The sequence below is a fragment of the Pseudomonas sp. ef1 genome, from assembly GCF_007293365.2.
In the GTDB taxonomy this organism is placed as follows: Bacteria; Pseudomonadota; Gammaproteobacteria; order Pseudomonadales; family Pseudomonadaceae; genus Aquipseudomonas; species Aquipseudomonas siliginis.
On sequence record NZ_CM129815.1, the window covers coordinates 1,099,481 to 1,125,690 of the forward strand.

The following is a 26,210-nucleotide window of genomic DNA, read 5'->3' on the forward strand; positions in this document are numbered from 1 at the left end:
AATCTCAAGTCTAGCGGGTCTTCGATGATCTCACGGTGCCATTGTTTTTTGCCGGGCTAAGCTTCACCATCAAACGCTTCCTTTCTGTCCTTCTGGAAACCTGCAGTGGCGGTACGTTTCGCGATCCCTCGGACCTTGCGCTGGCTTGGCTGCGCATTGCTGCTGGCCGGCGTCATGCTGGGCGGTCTGCACGCCGATTGGGATTTTTCCGCGATCAGCCGCAAGGCCACTGCTCTTTATGGGCCACTGGGCGCCGGGCAGCAGCGCATCGATGCCTGGCAGAATCTGCTGGCGACGCAGAAGCAGGCCAGTGAGATGGACAAGCTCAAAGTGGTGAACCTGTTCTTCAACAAGCAGGTGCGTTACGTCGAAGACATCGATCTGTGGCGCGAAGTGGATTACTGGGAAACCCCGATCGAAGCGCTGTGGAAGGGCGCCGGCGACTGCGAAGACTACGCCATCGCCAAGTATTTCAGCCTGCGCCATCTCGGCGTTTCCAGTGACAAGCTGCGCATCACCTACGTCAAGGCGCTGCGGCAGAACCGCGCGCACATGGTGTTGACGTACTATGCGACCCCCGATGCCATGCCGCTGGTGCTCGACAGCCTGATCGATCCGATCCAGCCGGCGTCGCAGCGGACCGATTTGCTGCCGGTCTACTCTTTCAATGCCGAAGGTCTGTATCTGCCAGGCGCCAAGGGTAATAAAAAGGTCGGCGACACCAAACGCCTGTCGCGCTGGCAGGATGTGCTGAAAAAAATGCAGGCCGAAGGTTTCCCGGTCGAGACGACTAACTAGGAGCACGCGCTCAGATGTCTTTGTTCAAACAGCTGTTGATCGCTATCTGTCTGTTCCTGGTCGTGGCCTTCACCGGCAGCTTCATGGTCAGCCTGGAGAGCTCGCGCACCCAGTACGTCAACCAGTTGCGCTCCCACGCACAGGACGCGGCGACGGCGCTGGCGTTGTCGCTGACGCCGAATATCGACGACCCGGCGATGGTCGAGTTGCTGGTCAGTTCGATTTTCGACAGCGGTTATTACGCGAGCATCCGCGTGGTCGACGTGAAGACCGAGCAGACCATTGTCGAGCGCAGCGGTACCCCGGCGGTGAGCAATGTGCCGGACTGGTTCGTCAAACTGATCGGCCTCGAGCCGGCCGGTGGCGATGCGCTGGTCAGCCGTGGCTGGGAGCAGGCGGCGCGGGTCGAGGTGGTCAGCCATCCGATGTTCGCCGTGGCCAAGCTATGGCAGAGCGCACTGGGCAGCCTTGGCTGGTTGCTGATCTGCGGCGCATTGAGTGCGGTGCTCGGCGCGCTGTTGCTGCGTCGGCAGTTGAGGCCGCTCGATTACATGGTCCAGCAGTCCCATGCGATTGCCCGCCGCGAGTTTCTCAGCCTGCCGGATCTGCCGCGCACGCCTGAATTGCGTCGCGTGGTGCAGGCGATGAATCAGATGGTCGAGAAGCTCAAGACGCTGTTTCAGGAGCAGGCCGAGCGCAGTGAAAAACTGCGTACCGAGTCCTATCAGGACAACCTCACCGGCCTGGCCAACCGTCGTTATTTCGAGATGCAACTGAACAACCGTGTGAGCAACCCGGAGCAGGCCAGTTCCGGTTATTTGCTGCTGTTGCGGGTCAAGGATCTGGCCGGGCTCAACCAGCGTCTCGGCGGCCAGCGTACCGACCAATTGCTCAAGGCTGTCGGTGAGCAACTGACCCGCGAGTGCGCCAGATATCCACAAACCCAGGACTTGGTCACGCGCATTCGCGGCGGTGAATTCGCCGTGCTGGCGCCGGGGCTGGTGCGTGAGGAAGCGCTGCAACTGGCGCAGAATCTCGACAATGCATTGAGCAGCCTGCATGCCACTGGCGCGACCGATGTGCCGGCGGTGGCTTCGATCGGGCTGGCGCCCTTCGCTCACGGCGACTCCCCGCAAGCGGTGCTGACACTGGGCGATCAGGCACTCGCGCAGGCCGAAGGGCAGGGCGAGCAGAATTGGGCGTGCATCGATCAGAGTCTGGTGGCGGAGGTCGGTGACGACCATCACGCTTGGCATCGACTGCTGGATCAGGCTTTGAGTCAGCAGCGTTTCGAGTTGTATTTCCAACCGGTGGTCGCCGCGCAGGACACGCAACTGGTGCTGCATTACAAGGTCCTGTCGCGCTTGCTCGACGAGCAGGGCCAGACCATTCCCGCCGGGCGCTTTCTGCCGTGGCTGGAGCGCTTCGGCTGGACCGCGCGACTCGATCGGCTGATGCTCGAACGCGTGCTTGATCAGATGAAAGGGCACGAGGATTCGCTGGCGCTGAACCTGTCCTCGGCGACGCTGGCCGACCCGCAGGCGCTGAACAAGGTCTTCGAGATTCTGCGCGCGCATTCCAATCTCGGCGCGCGTCTGACTCTGGAAATTGGCGAGGAGCAGTTGCCTGAACAGGCGGTGCTGGAGCAGTTGACCCGACGCCTGCGCGAGCTCGGTTTCTCGCTGAGCCTGCAACGCTTCGGCGGGCGCTTCAGCATGATCGGCAACCTGGCGCGGTTGGGTCTGGCGTACTTGAAGATCGATGGCAGCTACATTCGGGCGATCGATCAGGAGAGCGACAAGCGCCTGTTCATCGAAGCGATCCAGCGCGCGGCGCACAGCATCGATCTGCCGTTGATTGCCGAGCGGGTCGAGACTGAAGGCGAGCTGTCGGTGATTCGCGAGATGGGCTTGTATGGCGTGCAGGGGCAGTTGCTCGGTGAGCCGAAGCCCTGGAAGTAAACCTGGAGCGTGATCGTTTCCACGCTCTGCGTGGGAATGCAGCCCGTGACGCTCTGCGTCACAACGGTGACGGGCCGTGATAACTGAGTTGCGGTCGGAACGCGGAGCGTCCCTTGATGCATTCCCACGCGGAGCGTGGGAACGATCAGTGTGGGAGCGAGCCTGCTCGCGAAAGGGCCAGTCCAGTCGGTGAAGATCCAGGATCAGATCAACCCGCCCTCATCCTCATCGATCAACTGGCTCAACCCGCCCAGCGCTTCACGTGCCTGGGTACGATCCATCAGTTTGGCCTGGGCCGCCGCTGGCAGGTCAGTGACGCGGATCACGCCTTTCTGGGTCAGCACCTGAATCAGGTCGTCGAGTACCCGAATCATTTCAAAGTCGCTCTGCTTGAGCTGTTTGAGGCTGTTTTCCACGGCTTCGTTGGCGTACCACGCCTGAATCTCATGGTTATCGGCGGGCAGCGTTTCCGTGGCCTCGGCGTACGCCGCAGCTTCCACGCGAATCAACTGGCCTTGCGCATCGCGTTGCACGTAAAACATTGAGCATCCCTCACAAATGAACAGCGTCATGCTGTCAGCAGCATAGCCAACTGCGCGCCAGTATGCGGGGCGCCGATCAAATCGTCACCGCTGCGTTGCCAGCAAACGCGACGGCCGCCTCACAGGAGGCGGCCGTCGTTGTTTCAGCCTCAGCTGTTGTTGTGATCGACCTTGATGGTCGGATCGCTGCCGGCAATCAGGTTGTGCAGGTTGGCGCTCGCCCAGTTGTTGCCTTCCAGTTTGATCGTCACGTCCGGCGTGGCCGCAGCGGCATCGCCCGAGTTGAATTTGCCCGCCGAGCTGACTTGCAGCGACGACGTGCCATCCACTGTGGTGATCTTCAGGAAGTTGTCGATCGTGCTGCCGGTCTCGCCCTGCAACAGGTCGCGCAGGTCGATGCGGTCGCCTTCGCTGGCTTTGAAATCCTTGATCACATCGCTACCGGTGTCGCCTGATTTCCAGACGAAGGTGTCGCCACCGGAACCGCCAATCAGGATGTCATTGCCCTGACCGCCGATCAGCGTGTCGTTGCCGGTGCCGCCGAGCAGGATGTCATTGCCTTTGCCGCCGTCGAGCAGGTCGGTGCCGCCCGAGCCGAACAGGATGTCATTGCCTGCGCCACCCAGCAGCGTGTCGTTGCCATCGTGCGCGCCGGATACATCGAACGCCTGATAGTGCTCGGTGATGTACTGGTGCACGTTGCTGGTGGTGACTTTGCTGACATCGACGCCGGTCTCTTTGGCGACGAACGCCTGCATCGCCTGGTAACCCTCGCCGGCAATGCCGTTGAAGCTGACCAGATCGCCGAACAGGATGTCGTTGCCTTCGCCACCATTGACGGTGTCGTTACCCGGCATCGTCGCTTCGGTATGGCCGATGATCGAGTTGGCCAGATCCTTCGGATCGATGTTGGTTTGCGGCGTTTTGTCCGAATCGTACGGCTTGAGGTCGTTGAGGCTGACGTCGTTGTTCAGGCCAATGGCTTCGACGCTCGACAACCCGCTCAACAAGGCAAAGCCGCTGGTCGAGTTGCTGGTCGTCGACGAGTTGGTGCTGTTGCCGGTACCCGCGAGGTTCGACAATTCATAAGTACCGTCGCCCTGCGCATGAATCGTGCCCAGAGTCTCGCTGCTCCAGCCCCACCACGAGTTGTAGGTTTGCAGCACAACGCTGCCGGCACTGTTGATGGTCAGGTAGTGCGAGTTGTCGATGTAGGTGCTGAACGTGTCGCCCTGCTTGTAGTTGCTGGTGTTCACCACGCTGTCGAGTTTCACGTTGCCATACAGCGTCGGGTTGGTCTGCTCGCCGGTCTGGTAGTAAGTCGGCTGGCCGTCGGTGATGAAGTACGTGAGGTTCTTCGCCCCGGTGTTGGCCACTGCGTCGGCGCTCTGGAACCAGTTGGCCGTGGTCTTGAACACGTCCTCATAGTTGGTACCGCCGCCGGAGCCCATCGAGTTGAGTACGGCTTTGAGCAAGGTCAGCGCATTCGGGTCGTTGAGATTCACCGACACCGACTTGTTGACCTGGGTATCGAAGTCCACCAGGAAGATGTTCACCGTGCCCGAGTTGCTGCCGCCCAGGCTTTGCTTGAGGCTGTTGAACACCGAGGTCAGCGAGTCTTTCGCGGCGTTCAGCGACGAAGTGCTCATGCTGCCCGAGCTGTCGACCATGAACGCGATGTTGTAGTTGGTGCCCGGCACCACGGTCAGGCCGCCGATGTCAGCGACGATGATGTCGTTGGCGTCGGTGCCGATGACGTTGTCATCACCCGAGGTGGCGGTGACCGCGTTGTACACCGCAGGCACTACCGTGACCGGAATGGTCGCGGTGCTGCTCGCGGAGCCACCGACCTGTTCGGTGGACGTCGAGGTCACGGTCAGGTTGAACTGGCCGTTGTAGTAGGTCGGCGGAGTCACGGTCAGAGAGCCGAGGTTCCAGCCGGTGACGTTGGCTTCGCCATTGCTCGCGGTAACGGTGAAGGTATGCCCCGCGCCATCGCTGAGCACCGAACCGACCGGTGCGCCGCTGATCTTCACGCTCAGGGTTTCCGAGCCGTCGGTGTCGGTCAGCGCGGTGCTGATTGCCGACAGTTTCACCGTGGTGCCTTCAGCGCCGGTGTTGAGCTTGTAGCCGTCGTAATAACCTTCGCCGTTGGTGCCGTGCAGATCGGAGACGGTCACGCCCGAGTTGATCAGATCCTGCACACCGGTGTAGATCGGCACGCCGGCGTTGCTGAGGTCAATCGGCGTGCCGCCGTTGACCGACAGGTTGACGTCGTAGCTGCCCGGGCCGCTCTGATTGTGGTGGTAGATGTCGAGCGTGTAATAACCGCTGGTGGTCGGGGTGAACGAACCATTGATCGCACCGCCCGCGCCCCAGGTACCCGACGCCACGTTCTTGCCGCCGATGGTGATCAGTAGGCTGTCATCGGCCACGCCGCTGAAGCTGTAGGTCTTGCCGGCTTCCAGGTAGATCAGGCCAGAGGTCTTCGACGCCGTACCGGCGGCGACACTGCCGTCAGACTGCACGTTGGTGACGTTGCCGCTGGAGTTCGGTTTGCCGGCGGCGTCGATCACGTTTTTCAGGGTGGTCGAATTCGCCCCGCTGCCGTCAGTGCCCAGCCCCGAGAGACCGGTCCAGACTTCCTTGATCAGGCCGGTGGATTTAACGCTGTTATCAGCCACGGCTACGGTCGGCGCATCCGCCACTGGCGTGATGTCGATCTTCACCGTGCCGGTGCTGCCCAGCGCCTGGCCATCGGTAGGCTGGAACTTGATCTGTGCGTAGTCCGCCTGATTGTTGCCCAGACCGGTGCCGCCGTAACCGTTGGTGCCCGACTCGTTGGCATCCGGCAGGAAGCGCAGCTTGCCGGCGTCGATGTCGGCCTTGCTGAAGGTCTGGTTGTTGGCAACATCCTTCCAGGTCGAGCCGTCCAGATACTGCAGTTTGCCCTCGCCCGGCAGCTGCGTGATCTTGATACCAAGGCTGCTCGCCGGGCTGTCGACATCGCTGACGCCAAAGGTCGACCAGCCGAGTACCAGCGGCGTGTCTTCGGTGCCGGTGACATTGTTTGGCGCAGCGACCGGTGCATCGTTGACCGCCACCACGTTGACCGTAGTCGTCGCGGTGTTGGAGTAATTGCCGCCATCAGTCACCGTCACGGTGATGACGCGTGGCACGGTGCTCGGGTTTTCGCTGCTGTTGGTGAAGCTGATGTTCTTGATGGCCTGCATGTAGTCGGCCAGGGTCGCGTTACCCGAGAGGGTCAGGGTCACCGTGCCGTTGGTGCTGTTGGCATTGATGGTGATGCCGTTGACGCTGTTGCCCAGATTCAGCGCATCGCCGTCCTGACGGTTGGTCAGAACCACAGTGGCGCCGGTCAGCATCGTGCTGTCCGGGTCGGTGATGCTGATGTCGGTGTCAGCGATCGACACGCCGGCGCCCGGGGTGTTCTCGGTGAACGTCACCTTGTAATCGGCACCGGTCGCACCGCTGGAGTTGTTGGCGTCCAGATCGAGCACCGGTGGCGCATCGTTGTCGATGATCGAGGTGCTGACGCTGCCATTGGTGCTGCTGACCGCGAGGTTCTCGAAGTTGCCGCCGGTAGCCGAATCGATCTTGACCACGAAGTTCTCGGTGCCTTCGGTGATCTTGTCATCGAGGGTGGCGACGTTGAACTGCGCGCTGCTGGCGCCCGCCGGGATCTTCACGGTGTACACGCCGGTGAAGTCCGAACCGTCGGCAGCAGTGCCGCTGTAGACGATTTTCAGGGTCACTTCGGTCTGCGCCGGGTGATTGAGGCTCACGGTATAGCTGGCGGTCTGGCCTTCGGTCACCGAGCTGCTGCCAGTGATGCTGACGGTGGTGGTGTCGACGGTGTCGGTGACGCTGGTCACCGCTGGCGTGGTGCTCGGTACCAGTTTTTCGAAGTTGCCACCGGTGGCGCTGCTGATGGTCGCCTGCACGGTGCCGGCGTCTTTGTAGACGTCGTCAGCTGGCGCTGGAACGTTCACGGTGCCGGTGGTTTCGCCCGCTTTGATGGTGATCACGGCACCGTTCGACAGGGTCACGGTCACAGGCGATCCTGCGGCGTTGGTCAATGTCGCGGTGTAAGTGATCTGGCCACCTTCGGCCACGGAGCCGGTTGCGCTCAGTGACAGATTGGTGGTGTCGACGGTGTCGGTCACGGTGGTGCTGACCGGAGTCTTGTCGGCGACGAGATTTTCGAAGTTACCGCCGCTGACGTTGGTGATCGAGTTGGTGATCGGAGCGTTGCCGGTCAACGCATCGTTCGGTGCGACGGCAGTTACCGTGCCGGTGGTCTGGCCGACGGCGATGGTGATGTTCTGGCCGTTGGCCAACGTCACGACAACTGGCGAACCGGTGACTGGCGCGCCGACGGTCGCGGTGTAGACAACGTTGCCGCCTTCGGCCGCTGTGGCGGTTGCGCTCAGTTTTACGGTGGTGGTGTCGATGGTGTCGGTGACGCTGGTCACTGCTGGCGTGGTGCTCGGTACCAGGTTTTCGAAGTTGCCACCGGTAGCTTTGCTGATGGTCGCCTGCACGGAGCCGGCGTCTTTGTAGACGTCGTCGGACGGGGCCGGAACGGTTGCGGTGCCGGTGGTTTCGCCAGCCTTGATGGTGATCACGGCGCCGTTCGACAGGGTGACGGTCACAGGCGAGCCAGCGGCGTTGGTCAGTGTCGCGGTGTAGGTGATCTGGCCACCTTCGGCCACGGAGCCGGTTGCGCTCAGTGACAGATTGGTGGTGTCGACGGTGTCGGTCACGGTGGTGCTGACCGGAGTCTTGTCGGCGACGAGGTTTTCGAAGTTGCCACCGGTTACGCCAGTGATCGAGTTGGTGATCGGAGCGTGGCCGGTCAGTGCATCGTTCGAAGCAACAGCGGTTGCAGTGCCGGTAGTCTGGCCGACGCCGATGGTGATGGTCTGGCCGTTGGCCAAAGTGACCACCACTGGCGAACCTGTGACTGGCGCGCCGACGGTGGCGGTGTAAGTCACGGTGCCGCCTTCAGCCACCGAAGTATCGGCGGTCAATTTGACGGTCGAGGTATCGATGGTGTCGGTGACAGTCGTCACCGCTGGAGCAGTGCTCGGTACGAGGTTCTCGAAATTGCCACCGGTAGCGCTAGTGATCGTCGCCTGGACGGAGCCGGCATCTTTGTAGACGTCATCGGAAGGTGCCGGAACAGTTGCGGTGCCGGTGGTTTCGCCAGCCTTGATGGTGATCACAGCACCGTTCGACAGGGTCACGGTTACTGGCGAGCCAGCGGCGTTGGTCAGTGTCGCGGTGTAAGTGATCTGGCCACCTTCAGCCACCGAATTGCTGGCACTGAGCGACAGATTTGTCGTGTCGGTAACGTCGGTGACAGAAGTCGAGACCGGAGTTTTGTCGGCCACCAGATCTTCGAAATTGCCGCCGCTGACGTTGGTGATCGAGTTGGTGATCGGAGCATTACCGACCAACGCATCGTTCGCAGCAACAGCGGTTGCGGTGCCGGTAGTCTGACCGACGCCGATGGTGATGGTCTGGCCGTTGGCCAGAGTCACGACCACAGGCGAGCCAGTAACTGGCGCACCAACGGTGGCGGTGTAAGTCACGGTGCCGCCTTCAGCCACCGATGTATCGGCGGTCAGTTTGACTGTCGAGGTATCGATGGTGTCGGTGACAGTCGTCACGGCTGGAGCAGTGCTCGGTACCAGGTTCTCGAAGTTGCCACCGGTGGCGCTGGTGATCGTCGCCTGCACGGAGCCGGCATCTTTGTAGACATCATCGGACGGGGCCGCAACGGTTGCGGTGCCGGTGGTTTCGCCTGCTTTGATGGTGATGACAGCACCGTTCGACAGGGTCACGGTTACAGGCGAGCCTGCGGCATTGGTCAGGGTCGCGGTGTAGGTGATCTGGCCACCTTCCGCCACCGAATTGCTGGCGCTCAAGGACAGATTTGTCGTGTCGGTAACGTCGGTGACAGAAGTCGAAACTGGAGTTTTGTCCGCCACCAGATCTTCGAAATTGCCGCCGCTCACGCCAGTGATCGAGTTGGTGATCGGAGCGTTGCCGGTCAGCGCATCGTTCGCAGCAACAGCAGTTGCAGTGCCAGTAGTCTGGCCGACGCCGATGGTGATGGTCTGGCCGTTGGCCAGAGTTACCACAACTGGCGAGCCGGTGACCGGAGCGCCGACGGTGGCGGTGTAAGTCACGGTGCCGCCTTCAGCCACCGAAGTATCGGCGGTCAGTTTGACGGTCGACGTATCGATGGTGTCGGTGACTGTCGTCACGGCCGGAGCAGTGCTCGGTACCAGGTTCTCGAAGTTACCGCCGGTAGCGCTTGTGATCGTCGCCTGCACCGAACCGGCATCTTTGTAGACGTCATCGGACGGTGCCGGAACGGTCACATTACCGCTGGTTTCGCCAGCCTTGATGGTGATCACAGCACCGTTCGACAGGGTCACGGTCACTGGCGAGCCAGCGGCGTTGGTCAGCGTAGCGGTGTAAACGATCGAGCCACCTTCGGCCACGGAGCCGGTCGCGCTCAGCGACAGGTTGGTGGTGTCGGTAATGTCCGTGACAGAAGTTGAAACTGGAGTTTTGTCCGCCACCAGATCTTCGAAGTTGCCGCCGCTGACGTTGGTGATCGCATTGGTGATCGGCGCATGGCCGGTCAGCGCATCGTTCGCAGCAACAGCGGTTGCAGTGCCAGTAGTCTGGCCGACACCGATGGTGATGGTCTGGCCGTTGGCCAGAGTTACCACAACTGGCGAGCCGGTGACCGGAGCGCCGACGGTGGCGGTGTAAGTCACGGTGCCGCCTTCAGCCACCGAAGTGTCGGCGGTCAGTTTGACGGTCGAGGTGTCGATGGTGTCGGTGACCTGGGTGATCGCAGGCGTAGTGCTCGGAACGAGGTTCTCGAACTTGCCACCGGTAGCGCTAGTGATCGTCGCCTGCACAGAGCCGGCGTCTTTGTAGACGTCGTCGGACGGTGCAGGAACGGTTGCGGTGCCGGTGGTTTCGCCAGCCTTGATGGTGATCACAGCGCCGTTCGACAAGGTTACGGTCACTGGTGAGCCAGCAGCATTGGTCAATGTCGCGGTGTAAGTGATCTGGCCACCTTCAGCCACCGAATTGCTGGCGCTGAGCGACAGATTGGTGGTGTCGTTAACATCCGTAACAGTGGTCGAAACCGGTGTTTTGTCCGCCACCAGTTCTTCGAAGTTGCCGCCGCTCACGCCTGTGATCGAGTTGGTGATCGGCGCGTTGCCGGTGAGCGCATCGTTCGGAGCAACAGTGGTTGCGGTGCCAGTGGTCTGGCCGACGCCGATGGTGATGGTCTGGCCATTGGCCAGAGTCACAACCACTGGCGAGCCGGTGACTGGCGCGCCGACGGTGGCGGTGTAAGTCACGGTGCCGCCTTCGGCGACCGAAGTATCGGCGGTCAGTTTGACGGTCGAAGTGTCGATGGTGTCGGTGACCTGGGTGATCGCAGGCGTAGTGCTCGGAACGAGGTTCTCGAACTTGCCACCGGTAGCGCTAGTGATCGTCGCCTGCACAGAGCCGGCGTCTTTGTAGACGTCGTCGGACGGTGCAGGAACGGTTGCGGTGCCGGTGGTTTCGCCAGCCTTGATGGTGATCACAGCGCCGTTCGACAAGGTTACGGTCACTGGTGAGCCAGCAGCATTGGTCAATGTCGCGGTGTAAGTGATCTGGCCACCTTCAGCCACCGAATTGCTGGCGCTGAGCGACAGATTGGTGGTGTCGTTAACATCCGTAACAGTGGTCGAAACCGGTGTTTTGTCCGCCACCAGTTCTTCGAAGTTGCCGCCGCTCACGCCTGTGATCGAGTTGGTGATCGGCGCGTTGCCGGTGAGCGCATCGTTCGGAGCAACAGTGGTTGCGGTGCCAGTGGTCTGGCCGACGCCGATGGTGATGGTCTGGCCATTGGCCAGAGTCACAACCACTGGCGAGCCGGTGACTGGCGCGCCGACGGTGGCGGTGTAAGTCACGGTGCCGCCTTCGGCGACCGAAGTATCGGCGGTCAGTTTGACGGTCGAAGTGTCGATGGTGTCGGTGACCTGGGTGATCGCAGGCGTAGTGCTCGGAACGAGGTTCTCGAAGTTACCGCCGGTAGCGCTTGTGATCGTCGCCTGGACGGAACCGGCGTCTTTGTAAACGTCATCGGACGGTGCCGGAACGGTCACATTACCGCTGGTTTCGCCAGCCTTGATGGTGATCACAGCACCGTTCGACAGGGTCACGGTCACTGGCGAGCCAGCGGCGTTGGTCAGCGTAGCGGTGTAAACGATCGAGCCACCTTCGGCCACGGAACCGGTCGCACTCAGCGACAGGTTGGTGGTGTCGGTAACGTCCGTGACAGAAGTTGAAACTGGAGTTTTGTCTGCAACCAGATCTTCGAAATTGCCGCCGGTCGCGTTAGTGATCGAGTTGGTCAGCGGAGCATTACCTGCCAACGCGTCGTTCGGCGCGGTGAAAGTCGCAGTCCCGGAAGTCTGACCAACAGCGATAGTGATGTTCTGACCATTGGCCAGAGTCACAACCACAGGCGAGCCGGTGACTGGCGCGCCGACGGTGGCGGTGTAAGTCACGGTGCCGCCTTCAGCCACCGAAGTATCAGCAGTCAGTTTGACGGTCGAAGTGTCGATGGTGTCGGTGACTGTCGTCACGGCCGGAGCAGTGCTTGGTACCAGGTTCTCGAAGTTGCCACCGGTAGCGCTGGTGATCGTCGCCTGCACGGAGCCGGCGTCTTTATAAACGTCGTCGGACGGTGCAGGAACGGTTGCGGTGCCGGTGGTTTCGCCTGCTTTGATAGTGATGACAGCGCCGTTCGACAAGGTGACTGTCACAGGCGAGCCTGCGGCATTGGTCAGGGTCGCGGTGTAAGTGATCTGGCCACCTTCCGCCACCGAATTGCTGGCGCTCAAGGACAGATTTGTCGTGTCGGCAACGTCGGTGACAGAAGTCGAAACTGGAGTTTTGTCTGCAACCAGATCTTCGAAATTGCCGCCGGTCACGCCAGTGATCGAGTTGGTGATCGGAGCATTCCCGGCCAACGCATCGTTCGCAGCAACAGCGGTTGCGGTGCCAGTAGTCTGGCCGACGCCGATGGTGATGGTCTGACCGTTGGCCAGAGTCACGACCACAGGCGAGCCGGTGACTGGCGCGCCGACGGTGGCGGTGTAAGTCACGGTGCCGCCTTCAGCGACCGAAGTATCGGCGGTCAGTTTGACCGTCGAAGTGTCGATGGTATCGGTGACATTGGTCACCGCTGGAACCGCGCTTGGCACCAGGTTCTCGAAGTTACCGCCGGTCGCACCCTCGATGGTCACTTCGACTTTGCCGGCATCTTTATAGACGTCATCTTTCGGTGCGTCGACGGTCACGGTGCCGGTGGTTTTGCCTGCATCGATAGTGATCGTGGCGCCGTTCGACAGGGTCACGGTCACCGGTGTGCCGGCCGGGTTGGTCAGCGTTGCGGTGTAGGTGATCTGGCCGCCTTCGGCGACCGAATCGCTGGCGGTCAGGTTCAGATTGGTGGTGTCGGTGGTGTCGGAAACCACGGTGTCTGCGGACTTGCCGTCGACCACCAGTTTTTCGTAATTGCCACCCGTGGCGCCATCAATGGTCACGCTCAACGAGCTGCCGCCCGCCAGCGGGCTGTTCGGCGCGACGTAGTTGACGCTGCCGGTGGTTTCGCCAACGGCGATGGTGATGGTCTGGCCGTTGGACAGGCTGACGGTGACCGGCGAACCGGTCACTGGCGCGCCCACGGTCGCGGTGTAGACCACGGTTTCGCCTTCAGCGACGTTCGCAGTGGCGCTCAGCGACACGGTGGTGGTGTCGATGGTGTCGTTGACCGTGGTCACCGCCGGCGCTGTGCTGGTGACGAGGTTTTCGAAGTTGCCGCCGGTTGCGCTCTGGATGGTCGCTTCAACGCTGCCGGCGTCTTTGTAGACGTCGTCTTTCGGTGCATCGACGGTCACGGTGCCGGTGGTTTTGCCGGCCTCGATGAGGATAGTCGCACCGTTCGACAGGGTCACGGTGACCGGTGTGCCGGCGGCGTTACTCAGGGTTGCGGTGTAGGTAATCTGGCCGCCTTCGTTCACCGCGCCGGTCGCGCTGAGCGACAGGTTGGTGGTGTCGACGGTGTCGGTCACGGTGGTGCTGACCGGGGTCTGGTCGGCGACAAGATTTTCGAAATTACCGCCGCTGACGTTGGTGATCGAGTTGGTCAGCGGCGCGTGGCCGGCGAGGACGTCGTTCGGCGCGGTGGTGCTCACGCTGCCGCTGGTCTTGCCGACTTCGATAGTGATGTTCTGACCATTGGCCAGGGCGACGACCACAGGCGATCCGGTGACCGGCGCACCGACGGTGGCGGTGTAGGTGACGGTGCCACCTTCGGCCGCGGTTTCGGTGGCGGTCAGTTTGACCGTCGAGGTGTCGACGGTGTCGGTGACATCGGTGACCGCTGGCGTGGTGCTTGGCACCAGGTTTTCGAAGTTGCCGCCGGTGGCGTCCTTGATCGTGACTTCAACTTTGCCAGCGTCTTTATAGACGTCGTCGGCAGGTGCCGGAACGGTGACGGTGCCGGTGGATTTGCCGGCCTCGATGGTGATCACCGCGCCGTTGCTCAGATTAACGGTCACCGGGGTACCGGCCGGGTTGCTCAGGGTCGCGGTGTAGACAATCGAACCGCCCTCGGCCACGGAACCGGTCGCGGACAGCGACAGGTTGGTGGTGTCGGCGACGTCGGTTACCGAGGTCACCGCCGGGGTTTGGTCGGCGACGAGATTTTCGTAATTGCCACCACTGGCGCCGTCGATTTTCACGCTCAGAGTGTTGCCGCCGGCCTGTGCATCGTTCGGCGCGGTGAAGTTGACGCTGGCGCTGCTGGCGCCGACCGGAATAGTGATGGTCTGGCCGTTGGACAGAGTCACCAGCACTGGCGAACCGGTGACCGGTGCGGTCACGGACGCGGTGTAGACAACCACGCCGCCTTCTACCGCGCTGGCGCTGGCGGTCAGCGCAACGGTGCTGTTGTCGATGGTGTCGGTGACATCAGTTACCGCAGGCGTCTTGTCGATCACCAGATTTTCAAAGTTGCCGCCGCTGGTCTTGGTGATGCTCGCATCGACCTTGCCGGCGTCCTTGTACACATCATCGCCAGGCGCAGCGACGGTCGCAGTGCCAGTGCTCGCACCCTTGGCAATGTTGATCACCGCGCCGTTGCTCAGGGTCACGCTCATGGCGGTGCCGGCCGGATTGCTCAGGGTGGCGGTGTAGACGATCGAGCCGCCCTCGGCAACGCTGCCGGTGGCGCTCAGGCTGATGTTGGTGGTGTCGACGGCGTCGGTGACTTTGGTCACCACAGCCGAACGATCGGCCTCGACGCGCTCGAAATTGCCGCCGCTGTGGCTGGCGATCGCCGTCCGCACGTTGCTGCCATCGATGTACGGGGTGTTGGCGGGCGCCGGGAAATTCACCGAGCCGCTGGTCGCGCCAGCGGCAATGTTGATCACCGCGCCGTTGGCCAAGGTCACGGTCATGGCCGAGCCGGCCGGGTTGCTCAGGGTCGCGGTGTAGGTGATCTGGCCACCTTCGCTGACGGTATCGCTGGCAGTCAGGGTCAGTGCGGTTGTGTCGACGGTGTCGTTGACCGTGGTGCTGACCGGGGTCTTGCTGACGTCGAGTTTCTCGAAGTTGCCGCCGCTGGCATCGGTCATGGTTACGGTGAGCTTGCTGACGTCCTTGTAGACGTCATCGCTCGGTGCGGCAATCGTCACCGAACCGCTGGTCTTGCCGGCTTCGATGGTGATGGTCTGGCCATTGCTCAGGTTGACGGTCACCGGCGTCTGCGCGGCGTTGGTCAGCGTTGCGGTGTAAGTGATCGTAGAGCCTTCGAGCACATAGCTTTCTGCGCTGAGGGTCAGGTGCGTGGTGTTGACCGTGTCGGCAACATTGGTCACCGCAGGCGTAGTATCCGGCACCAGATTTTCGAAGTTGCCACCGGTGGCGTCCTTGATGGTCACTTCGACTTTGCCGGCGTCTTTGTAGACGTCATCGGCAGGTGCCGGAACGGTCACGGTGCCGGTGGTCTTGCCGGCTTCAATGGTGATGACCGAGCCGTTGCTCAGATTCACGGTCACAGGCGCGCCGGCCGGGTTGCTCAGCGTAGCGGTGTAGGTGATCTGCCCGCCTTCGTTGACGTTGCCGGTGGCAGTCAGCGCGACGCTGGTGGTGTCGACGGTGTCGGTCACAGTGGTGCTGACCGGGGTCTTGTCGGCGACCAGATTTTCGAAGTTGCCGCCGCTGACGTTGGTGATCGAGTTGGTCAGCGGTGCGTGACCGATCTGCACGTCATTCGATACCGGGGCGGTAACGCTGCCGGTGGTCTGGCCGACGGCGATGGTGATGTTCTGGCCGTTGGCCAGGGTCACGACAACTGGCGAGCCGGTGACGGGTGCGCCGACAGTGGCGGTGTAGGTGACGGTGCCGCCTTCAGCGACCGAGGTGTCGGCGGTCAATTTGACCGTCGAGGTATCGATGGTGTCGGTGACTTGAGTGACCGCTGGCGTGGTGCTCGGAACGAGGTTCTCGAAGTTGCCGCCGGTGGCGCTGGTGATGGTGGCCTGCACGGAACCGGCGTCTTTGTAGACGTCGTCGGACGGAGCCGGGAAGATCACATTACCGCTGGTTTCGCCTGCCTTGATGGTGATGACGGCGCCGTTCGACAAGGTCACGGTCACTGACGAACCAGCAGCATTGGTCAAAGTGGCGGTGTAAGTGATCTGGCCGCCTTCAGCGACGGAAGCGGTCGCACTCAGCGACAGATTGGTGGTGTCGGCAACGTCGGTGACGGTGGTCGAAACTGGAGTTTTGTCCGCCACCAGATTTTCGTAGTTGCCACCGCTTACGCCAGTGATCGAATTGGTCAGCGGAGCGTTGCCGGTCAAGGCATCGTTCGGTGCGGTGTAGGTGATGGAGCCAGTGGTCTGGCCGACGCCAATGGTGATGTTCTGGCCGTTGGCCAACGTCACGACCACAGGCGAACCGGTGACTGGCGCGCCGACGGTGGCGGTGTAAGTCACGGTGCCGCCTTCGGCAACCGAGGTGTCTGCGGTCAGCTTCACCGTCGAGGTATCGACGGTGTCAGTGATTTCGGTCACTGCTGGCGTAGTGTTCGGCACCAGATTTTCGAAGTTGCCGCCGGTGGCGTCCTTGATGCTGACTTCGACCTGGCCGGCGTCTTTGTAGACGTCATCGGCAGGCGCTGGAACGGTAACGGTACCGGTGGTTTTGCCGGCATCAATGGTGATCACCGAGCCGTTGCTCAGGGTCACGGTTACCGGGGTGCCGGCCGGATTCGTCAGCGTGGCGGTGTAGGTGATCTGGCCACCCTCGGCCACGGAACCGGTGGCGCTGAGGCTCAGGCCAGTGTCATCCACCGAATCGGTGATGGTGGTGACCGCAGGCGTGTTGCTTGGCACCAGGTTTTCGAAATTGCCACCGGTAGCGCCAGTGATCGTGGTGCTGACGGTGCCGCCATTGTTGTAAACGTCATTGGCCGCAGTCGGCACGTTCACGGTGCCAACGGTTTCGCCGGCCGCGATGGTGATGGTCGAACCGTTCGACAGGGTGACGGTCACCGGCGTCTGCGCCGGGTTGGTCAGTGTCGCGGTGTAAGTGATTTGACCGCCTTCAACGATATTGTTGGTCGCAGTCAGGGTCAGGCCGGTGTCATCAACCGAATCAGTGATAGTGGTGACTGCAGGCGTGTTGCTTGGCACCAGGTTTTCGAAATTGCCACCGGTTGCACCAGTGATCGTGGTGCTGACGGTGCCGCCATTGTTGTAGACGTCATTGGCCGCAGTCGGCACGTTGACGGTGCCCACGGTTTCGCCAGCCGCGATGGTGATGGTCGAGCCGTTGGACAGAGTGACGGTTACCGGGGTTTGCGCCGGGTTGGTCAACGTTGCGGTGTAAGTGATCTGACCGCCTTCAACGATATTGTTGGTCGCTGTCAGGGTCAGGCCAGTGTCATCCACCGAATCGGTGATGGTGGTGACCGCAGGCGTGTTGCTTGGCACCAGGTTTTCGAAATTGCCACCGGTAGCGCCAGTGATCGTGGTGCTGACGGTGCTGCCATTGTTGTAGACGTCGTTGGCCGCAGTCGGCACGTTGACGGTGCCCACGGTTTCGCCGGCCGCGATGGTGATGGTCGAACCGTTCGACAGGGTGACGGTCACCGGCGTCTGCGCCGGGTTGGTCAGTGTCGCGGTGTAAGTGATTTGACCGCCTTCAACGATATTGTTGGTCGCAGTCAGGGTCAGGCCGGTGTCATCAACCGAATCAGTGATAGTGGTGACTGCAGGCGTGTTGCTTGGCACCAGGTTTTCGAAATTGCCACCGGTGGCGCCTGTGATCGTGGTGCTGACGGTGCTGCCATTGTTGTAGACGTCATTGGCCGCTGTTGGCACGTTGACGGTACCGACGGTTTCGCCGGCCGCGATGGTAATGGTCGAGCCATTCGACAGCGTGACGGTGACCGGAGTTTGCGCCGGGTTAGTCAGCGTCGCGGTGTAAGTGATTTGACCGCCTTCAACGATGTTGTTGGTCGCGGTCAGGGTCAGGCCAGTGTCATCGACCGAATCTGTGATCGTGGTCACGGCTGGTGTGGTGTTAGGCACCAGGTTTTCGAAGTTGCCGCCAGTTGCGCCAGTGATGGTGGTGCTGACGGTGCTGCCATTGTTGTAGACGTCATTGGCCGCTGTGGGCACGTTGAGGGTGCCGACGGTCTCGCCGGCAGCAATGGTGATGGTCGAGCCGTTGGACAGAGTGACAGTTACCGGGGTTTGCGCCGGGTTGGTCAGGGTGGCGGTGTAAGTGATCTGACCGCCTTCAACAATGTTATTGGTCGCAGTCAGGGTCAGGCCGGTGTTGTCGACCGAATCGGTAATCGTGGTGACCGCAGGCGTGTTGCTTGGCACCAGGTTTTCGAAATTGCCGCCGGTTGCGCCAGTGATCGTGGTGCTGACGGTGCCGCCATTGTTGTAGACGTCGTTGGCCGCAGTCGGCACGTTGACGGTGCCGACGGTTTCGCCGGCTGCAATGGTGATGGTCGAACCGTTGGACAGAGTGACGGTTACCGGGGTTTGTGCCGGGTTGGTCAACGTCGCGGTGTAAGTGATCTGGCCGCCTTCGACGATGTTGTTGGTCGCGGTCAGCGTGAGGCCGGTGTTATCAACCGAATCTGTGATGGTGGTAACGGCTGGTGTCGGGTTCGGCACCAGATTTTCGAAGTTGCCGCCGGTAGCCCCGGTGATCGTGGTCGTAACGGTGCTGCCATTGTTGTAAACGTCATTGGCTGGGGTCGGCACGTTGACGGTGCCGGTAGTCTGGCCAGCGCCAATGGTAATGGTCGAGCCGTTCGACAGCGTGACGGTTACCGGAGTTTGCGCCGGGTTGGTCAAAGTCGCCGTATAGGTAATCTGGCCGCCTTCGGTCACGCTCGAACCAGCCGTCAACGTGACGGTAGTGGTGTCGACGGTGTCGGTGACTTGCGTGGTCGCCGGGATAGTCGGCGGGGTCACGGTGATGCCGTTGCCGCCGCTGGTGCCAGTGACGGTCACGTCGATCTGGGTCGGGTCGTTATAGACAGTGTCGTTCGGTGCCAGCGGCACGTTGACGGTGCCGGTGGTGGCGCCGGCGGGAATGACGATTACTGCGCCGTTGGACAGGGTGATGATCAGGTCGGTCAGCGGCGCCTGGGTCAGGGTCGCGGTGTACACCAGCACGCCGCCGGCTTCGGTGATGGTCGGCGTGGCGCTGAGGCTCAGGGTCGAGTCACGCAGTGCGTTGGTGGTGGTGTCGGTGGTCAGGCCGCCGGTGGTGTCCTGCGCGACTTGCCCGGCAGAATTGATGCCCGCCGTGGGGAAGCCAATGGTCGGATCGACGCGGCCAGCGGTGGCGTCGAGCATGACGAAGCTGTGACCACCACCGGCCGCACCGCCGGTACCTGCGGCGGTCGGGCCGGCCGCGGTGGATTCGAGTGCGGTGGTCGGGTCGACACCGGCGGCGATGGCTTGCTGCAGTTCTTCTACAGAAGGCGCAGCCTGCGCCGTGGCTTCGGCCAGGTCAGTGCTGGAGTCAGGCGAGCTGGCGCTCCACTGGGTGTCACGGCCCAGATCGAGCATGCGGCCATCGGCCAGTTCCAGCGACACCGCGCCGGACAGACCGGTATCGATCTGGTCGCCGACATACAGGCGATCGCCTTCAACGAGTACGCGACGCACGCCCTCTGGGGACACCACGAAAACCTGACCGACAATGCTTTTGACGACGGCAACAACACTGCTCATTGAAGACTCTCCGGGGTGTCACATTCAGTTGACTTCCATGGACCTGACGGGCGTCGGCGCCACTTCAGTCTGGACGTACTTTCTATAAATGGATAACTTATTGACGCTGTATTTCCGTCAATAATCTGGCTATAAATTATCGCGATTAACTTTATGCCAAACTATTGACCTTCTGGGAGCCATCCTAAACAATCGCCCCACTAATGTCACATTGATATTTCCGCGGCGACCTGTCCTTCAGCCTGTCATCCAGTTCCTGTTTTGAACTTTCCGACATACGGTCTTTCGGGTTGCCATCATCCGACGCAGCACCACGTTTCTGCTGTGATTCAAGACAAGAAGTTCCGGGAAAATTCCAACCATGCGTTCGCTTTTGCTCCTTGCCGCTCCCTTCGCTCTCGCCGCCTCTTTTGTACAAGCACAATCCTTACCAGAAGCCATGCAACAAGCGCTGGATGTCCATCCGGAGATTCAGGCGGGGGTCAACAGTCGATTGGCGGCGGATTATCAGTTAAAGGCTGCGAAAGGGGGATACCTGCCCAAGGTCGATCTGCTGGGCGGTTATGGCCGTGAAGGCACTGACAGTGTGACCACGCGAGCGAACGGTGGAAGCAATCACTGGGAGACGTTGAACCGCAGCGAGTCAAGTTTACGTCTCTCGCAAATGGTTTTTGACGGTTTCGCGACGTCTAACGAAGTTGCGCGTCAACAAGCCAACGTCAGCTCCCGTGCTTACTCACTGCTGGGCACTTCCGAGCGTACTGCACTGACTGTCGCCCAGGTGTATCTGGACGTGCTGACCCGTCGCGAATTCGTGCGTCTGGCCGAGGAAAACCTCAAGAGCCACCAGCGCATCTACGATCAGATCCAGCTACGCACCCAGCGCGGTGTCGGCAGCGGTGCCGACCTTGATCAGGCCGAAGCCCGTATGGCCCAGGCCCGCAACAACCTGATCACCGAGCAGACCAACCTCGCCGATGCGGAAACCAACTTCCTCAGCGCCGTCGGCCAGATGCCCGACCAGCTCGAGCGCCCGGCGCCGTTCATGGCGATGATGCCGGCCAACCTCAATGAAGCCCGCGCGCAAATGCTGGAAAACAGCCCGATCCTGCGTTCCGCCGAGTCGGACATCGCCGCTGCCGAGAAGCAGTTCGCCACCGCCAAATCGACCTTCTACCCGCGTTTCGACGCCGAACTGGGCCGCTCCGCCGACAACGATCTCGATGGTCAGAACGGCCACAACAACGAATGGCAGGCCATGCTGCGCATGCGTTTTAACCTGTATTCCGGCGGCAGCAACAGGGCCGATCTGGAATCCAAGTCGTACCTGGCCAACCAGGCGCTGGACATCCGCAACAACGCCCTGCGTCAGTTGAATGAAGAGCTCGGCCTCGCCTGGAACGCGCTGAACAATGCCAACGCCCAAGTGCCGATCGCCCAGCAATACGTCGATCGCAGCACCTCGGTGCGTACCGCCTACCAGCGTCAATTCAGCCTCGGCGAACGCACCCTGCTGGACTTGCTCGACAGCGAGAACGAGCTGTTCACCGCCTCGCGACGTCTGGCGGAAATCAAGAACATTCAGTTATTTACTCAGTACCGAATCAAGGCGACCATGGGCCAATTGCTCAAAAGCCAGGGAGTGGTCGCGCCGTTGGCATCCGTTGTGCAGAACGACGTGAAGCCCAAGGTCCAGCTGCCTGGGATGAACTGAGTTATCCCTTCCAACTGTTAAAGAGTGTCGAGCGTGGAATCAGAAGTCAGTCGAGTTCAACTCAGCCATGATCCACGCGCGTTGCATGACGATCCGTTGCTGGATGGTCTGCTCGCCCTGTGCATGCTGCACCAGAAGCCTGCCAGCGCGGCGATGCTGACCACCGGCCTGCCGCTGCCCAAACAACGTTTGAGTGTCGAGTTGCTGCCGCGCGCAGCGGCTCGCGCCGGGCTGCAGGGGCGGGTGTTGCAGCGCAAACTCGAAGAAATTCCGGCGATCGCCATGCCCGCGCTGTTGCTGCTCAAGGATGGCCGCAGCGCCGTTCTGCTCGGCTGGCAGGGCGACAATGAAGCACGCGTGCTGCTCAGCGAAAGCGATGGCGGCGAATCGGTGGTCAGCCGCGAACTGCTGAGCGACGATTACACCGGCAAAGTGTTCTTCGCCCAGCCGCAGCACAAATTCGACGTCAATCACGGCACGCTGATCCCGCGTGCACGCTCCTGGTTTCGCGACACCCTCAAGCGTTCGCGCTGGCTGTATGCCGATGCGATCGCCGCCAGTTTTCTGATCAACATCATCGCCATGGCCGCGCCGCTGTTCGTGATGAACGTCTACGACCGCGTAGTGCCGAACCAGGCCGAAGCAACCCTTTGGGTGCTGGCGCTGGGCATCACCGGCGCTTACATCTTCGACTTGATCCTCAAGAGCCTGCGCAGCCTGTGCCTGGATCTGGCCGGGAAGAAAACCGACCTGATCATCTCCGCCACGCTGTTCGAGCGAATTGTCGGCATGGCGATGAAATACCGCCCGGCGCGGGTCGGCAGCTTTGCCCAGAACATCCATGAGTTTCAGAGCCTGCGCGACTTTCTCGCGTCGCTGACCCTGACCAGCCTGATCGACCTGCCGTTCACCATCCTGATTTTCATCGTCATCGCCATTCTCGGCGGGCATCTGGTGTGGATTCCGGTGCTGGCTTTCCCGATTGCCCTGCTGATCGGCTACGCCTTGCAGAAGCCGTTGATCGCGACCATGGAACGGACCATGGCGCTGGGCGCCGAGCGCCAGTCGAGCCTGATCGAAACCCTCGCCGGTCTGGACGCGGTCAAGGTCAACAACGCCGAAAGCGAGCGCCAGTATCAGTGGGAGCAGACCATCGGCACCCTCAGCCGCCTAGAGCTGCGAGTGAAAATGCTCTCCGGTCTGGCGATGAACATCACCTTGCTGATCCAGCAACTGGCCGGGGTGATCATGATCGTCTTCGGCGTTTACCAGATCATCGCCGGCAACCTGAGCATGGGCGGGCTGATTGCCTGCTACATGCTCAGTGGTCGTGCGCTGAGCCCGCTGGCGTCGCTGTCCGGCCTGCTCACGCGCTATCAACAGGCGCGGGTGACCATGACTTCGGTCGACCAGATGATGGAGCTGCCGCAGGAGCGCAATTTCGAAGAGCGTCCGCTAAGCCGCAAGGTTTTGCAGGGTGCGATCGAATGCCGTCAGCTCAGCTTCACCTACCCGGACCAGCAGAACCCTGCGCTCAAGAACATCAACCTGGTCATCCGTCCCGGCGAGAAGATCGGCATCATCGGCCGCAGCGGCTCGGGCAAGAGTTCGCTGGCGAAACTGCTGGTGGGCCTGTACCAACCGGACGACGGTGCCTTGCTGGTCGACGGCGTGGACATCCGCCAGATCGACGTCAGCGAACTGCGCTACAACATCGGCTACGTACCGCAGGACATTCAGCTGCTGTCCGGCACCCTGCGTGACAACCTGGTGTCCGGCGCGCGTTACGTCGAAGACGAGCTGGTGCTGCAAGCCGCCGAACTGGCCGGCGTCCACGAATTCGCCCGTCTGCACCCGCAAGGCTACGAGCTGCAAGTCGGCGAGCGTGGGCAAAACCTCTCCGGCGGTCAGCGGCAGAACGTCGCCCTGGCCCGGGCGCTGTTGCTCAATCCACCGATCTTGCTGATGGATGAGCCAACCAGTGCGATGGACAACACCGGCGAAGAACGCCTCAAGCACCGCCTCGCAGCAGTGATTGAAAACAAGACCGTGGTGCTGGTCACGCATCGGGCATCGCTGTTGTCGCTGGTCGATCGCCTGCTGGTGATCGATCGCGGGCAGATTCTCGCCGACGGCCCGAAAGCCGCCGTGATGGAAGCGTTGAAGAAGGGGCAGATCAGTGTTGCTTAAGTCCGGTGTCAAGGAGTCGATCCGTCGCTACTTCAAGGGCTCTGCCTCGCTGCAGGGCCAGCCGCTGCCGGAGGTCAACAAGGCGCTGATCGAAGACGCCCCGCGCGTCGTGCGCCTGACCATCTGGGCGATCATCGGCTTCTTCGTGTTCCTCATGCTCTGGGCCAACTTCGCCGTAATCGACGAAGTGACCAAGGGCGACGGCAAGGCGATTCCGTCGTCGAAGATTCAGAAAATCCAGAACCTGGAGGGCGGTATCGTCTCCGAGCTGTTCGTCAAGGAGGGCCAGATCGTCGAGGCCGGCGCGCCGCTGATTCGTCTCGACGACACACGTTTTGCTTCCAACGTCGGCGAAACCGAGGCTGATCGCCTGTCGATGTTGCTGCGGGTCGAGCGTCTGAGCGCGGAAGTCGATGATCGTCCGCTGAATTTCCCCGAGGACGTGCTCAAAGCCGTGCCGGGCCAGGCGAAAAGCGAAGAGTCGCTGTACATCAGCCGCCGTCAGCAGTTGCACGATGAAATCGGAGGCTTGCAGGAGCAGTTGATCCAGCGTCAGCAGGAGCTGCGTGAGTTCAGCTCCAAGCAGGCGCAGTACCGTCAGCAGCTCGGCTTGCAGCGTCAGGAAATCAACATGTCCGAGCCGCTGGTGGCGCAGGGCGCGGTCTCGCCGGTGGAAGTGTTGCGCCTCAAGCGTGCCGAAGTGGAAACCCGTGGCCAGCTCGACGCGACCACGCTGGCCATTCCGCGCGCCGAATCGGCGATCAAGGAAGTGCAGCGCAAGATCGACGAAACCCGCGGCAAATTCCGCAGCGAAGCGCTGACCCAACTCAACGAAGCGCGCACCGATCTGAACAAGGCCCAGGCCACCGGCAAGGCGCTGGAAGACCGCGTCAGCCGTACGCTGGTCACCTCACCCGTGCGGGGTATCGTCAACAAGTTGCTGGTCAACACTATCGGCGGTGTGATCCAGCCGGGCAGCGACATGGTCGAAATCGTGCCGCTGGACGACACCCTGCTGGTCGAAGCCAAGATCCGCCCGCAGGACATCGCGTTCCTGCATCCGGGTCAGGAAGCGATCGTCAAATTCACCGCCTATGACTACACCATTTATGGCGGCCTGAAGGCACAGCTGGAGCAGATCGGTGCGGATACCATCACCGACGAAGACAAGAAAACCACTTATTACGTGATCAAGGTGCGCACCGAGCGCAGCCACTTGGGCACGGATGAAAAGCCTTTGCTGATCATTCCCGGGATGGTCGCTTCGGTGGATATCATCACTGGCAAGAAATCGGTGTTGAGCTATTTGCTCAAGCCGATCATTCGCGCGCGGGCTGAGGCGTTGCACGAGCGCTAGATCTTCGGTGGCCTTGCTGGCCTCATCGCTGGCAAGCCAGCTCCCACAGTTATGTGTGTTGAACAAATATCTGGAGTCCATATTAGGACCCTGTGGGAGCGGGCTTGCCCGCGATGGCGTTCGCTCAGACCCTACATATCTGTCGGTAAGTGACACAAATCGTCACTCCACCCCCTCACCATTCGCCATATCGTTATTCATTAACGGTATTTAATTTCCAATTCTTATAGCTATAAAGTCACCCACCTGCGTACCTGCCGACCAATCGGCGCGCCGCACGACCTGAACCGACACGCAATCCAGCGTGAGTGTCTGATCGACGAGCGCGTCCGTGAGCGCGCCGTGCGTGGGAGATGATTGATGTCCGCCGCTACTGCCACCGAAAGCGCCGCAACTGCCGCGCCGCAAATCTTCGAAATTCGCCCCTTCAGCGGTGCCGTCGGCGCCGAGATCGTTGGCCTTGACCTCAGCCGGCCGGTCAATGATCAGGACTTCGCGCGCATTCACCGCGCGCACCTGGATCACCACGTCGTGGTCTTTCGCGATCAGCAGATCACCCCGCAACAGCAAATCGATTTCAGCCGCCGTTTCGGCGTGTTGCAGATCCACGTGCTCAAACAATTCCTGCTGGCCAATCACCCGGAAATCCTCATCGTTTCCAACATCATCGAGAACGACCAGAACATCGGTCTCGGAGACGCCGGCAAGTTCTGGCATTCCGATCTCTCCTATAAAGAGCTGCCAAGTCTCGGCTCGATGCTGCACGCCCAAGAACTGCCCGCCGAGGGCGGCGACACGCTGTTTGCCGACATGCACAAAGCCTGGGACAACCTGCCGGCTGCGTTGCGCAATGCGGTTGAAGGGCGCTTTGCCGCGCATTCCTACACGGCGCGCTACAGCGAAACCAAGTTCGAAGGCAACTGGCGCCCGACCCTGACCCCAGAGCAACTGGCTCAGGTCGCCGAAGTGGTGCATCCGGTGGTGCGCACCCATCCGGAAAACGGCCGCAAGGCCTTGTTCGTCAGCGAAGGCTTCACCACGCGCATCATCGGTCTGCCGGAAGACGAAAGTCGTCAGTTGCTCGGCGAACTCTTCGCTCACAGCGTGCTGCCGCAAAATATCTACCGCCATCAATGGGAGCCGCATGATCTGGTGTTCTGGGACAACCGTTCGCTGATCCATCTCGCCGCCGGCTGTCCTGCGCACCTGCGCCGCAAGCTGTATCGCACGACCATTCAGGGCGATGCGCCTTTCTGATTT

At 61.3% G+C, this 26,210-nt stretch carries 8 protein-coding genes; 6 read left to right on the forward strand and 2 right to left on the reverse strand.

The genetic code is table 11. The features are described from left to right. Positions 1 to 105: 105 nt before the first annotated feature. Together lapG and lapD are read left to right on the forward strand one after the other, a co-directional pair. Complete coding sequence (gene lapG, locus FEE99_RS05230; protein WP_041479715.1) at positions 106 to 798, forward strand: cysteine protease LapG; 693 nt, start codon at positions 106 to 108, stop codon at positions 796 to 798. Between the two features lie 14 nt (positions 799 to 812). Further along, positions 813 to 2,759 (forward strand): cyclic di-GMP receptor LapD, encoded by a 1,947-nt coding sequence (gene lapD / locus FEE99_RS05235; protein WP_041479713.1) that lies wholly within the window; start codon positions 813 to 815, stop codon positions 2,757 to 2,759. A gap of 203 nt (positions 2,760 to 2,962) precedes the next feature. On the opposite strand, the gene FEE99_RS05240 is transcribed toward lapD, so the two are convergent. Together FEE99_RS05240 and FEE99_RS05245 are read right to left on the reverse strand one after the other, a co-directional pair. Beyond that, positions 2,963 to 3,301, reverse strand: a complete 339-nt coding sequence (locus tag FEE99_RS05240) for a hypothetical protein (protein WP_016772279.1) — start codon at positions 3,299 to 3,301, stop codon at positions 2,963 to 2,965. Between the two features lie 149 nt (positions 3,302 to 3,450). Beyond that, positions 3,451 to 19,689, reverse strand: a complete 16,239-nt coding sequence (locus tag FEE99_RS05245) for a LapA family giant adhesin (RefSeq protein WP_064361047.1) — start codon at positions 19,687 to 19,689, stop codon at positions 3,451 to 3,453. Positions 19,690 to 20,050: 361 nt separating this feature from the next. Between FEE99_RS05245 and FEE99_RS05250 the strand changes: the two genes are divergently transcribed. From FEE99_RS05250 to FEE99_RS05265, 4 genes are all read left to right on the forward strand, one after another. Then, a complete protein-coding gene (locus FEE99_RS05250) occupies positions 20,051 to 21,403 on the forward strand; it encodes a TolC family outer membrane protein (RefSeq protein WP_041477410.1) in 1,353 nt (450 codons plus the stop codon). Between the two features lie 33 nt (positions 21,404 to 21,436). Beyond that, on the forward strand, positions 21,437 to 23,593 hold the full coding sequence (locus FEE99_RS05255; protein ID WP_041477411.1) for a type I secretion system permease/ATPase: 2,157 nt from the start codon (positions 21,437 to 21,439) through the stop codon (positions 23,591 to 23,593). Continuing rightward, positions 23,583 to 24,950, forward strand: a complete 1,368-nt coding sequence (locus FEE99_RS05260) for an HlyD family type I secretion periplasmic adaptor subunit (protein WP_024011116.1) — start codon at positions 23,583 to 23,585, stop codon at positions 24,948 to 24,950. Before FEE99_RS05255 ends, FEE99_RS05260 begins: the two co-directional genes overlap by 11 nt. A 360-nt stretch (positions 24,951 to 25,310) precedes the next feature. Beyond that, entirely contained in the window at positions 25,311 to 26,207 is an 897-nt protein-coding gene (locus tag FEE99_RS05265) for a TauD/TfdA dioxygenase family protein (protein ID WP_041477412.1), read from the forward strand. The last annotated feature ends 3 nt before the right edge of the window (positions 26,208 to 26,210 follow it).

Coding starts and splice junctions, on each gene's coding strand:
- FEE99_RS05265 (WP_041477412.1), top strand. CDS start 25,311: ATGTCCGCCGCTACTGCCACCGAAAGCGCCGCAACTGCCGCGCCGCAA.
- FEE99_RS05240 (WP_016772279.1), bottom strand. CDS start 3,301: ATGTTTTACGTGCAACGCGATGCGCAAGGCCAGTTGATTCGCGTGGAA.
- FEE99_RS05250 (WP_041477410.1), top strand. CDS start 20,051: ATGCGTTCGCTTTTGCTCCTTGCCGCTCCCTTCGCTCTCGCCGCCTCT.
- FEE99_RS05245 (WP_064361047.1), bottom strand. CDS start 19,689: ATGAGCAGTGTTGTTGCCGTCGTCAAAAGCATTGTCGGTCAGGTTTTC.
- lapD (WP_041479713.1), top strand. CDS start 813: ATGTCTTTGTTCAAACAGCTGTTGATCGCTATCTGTCTGTTCCTGGTC.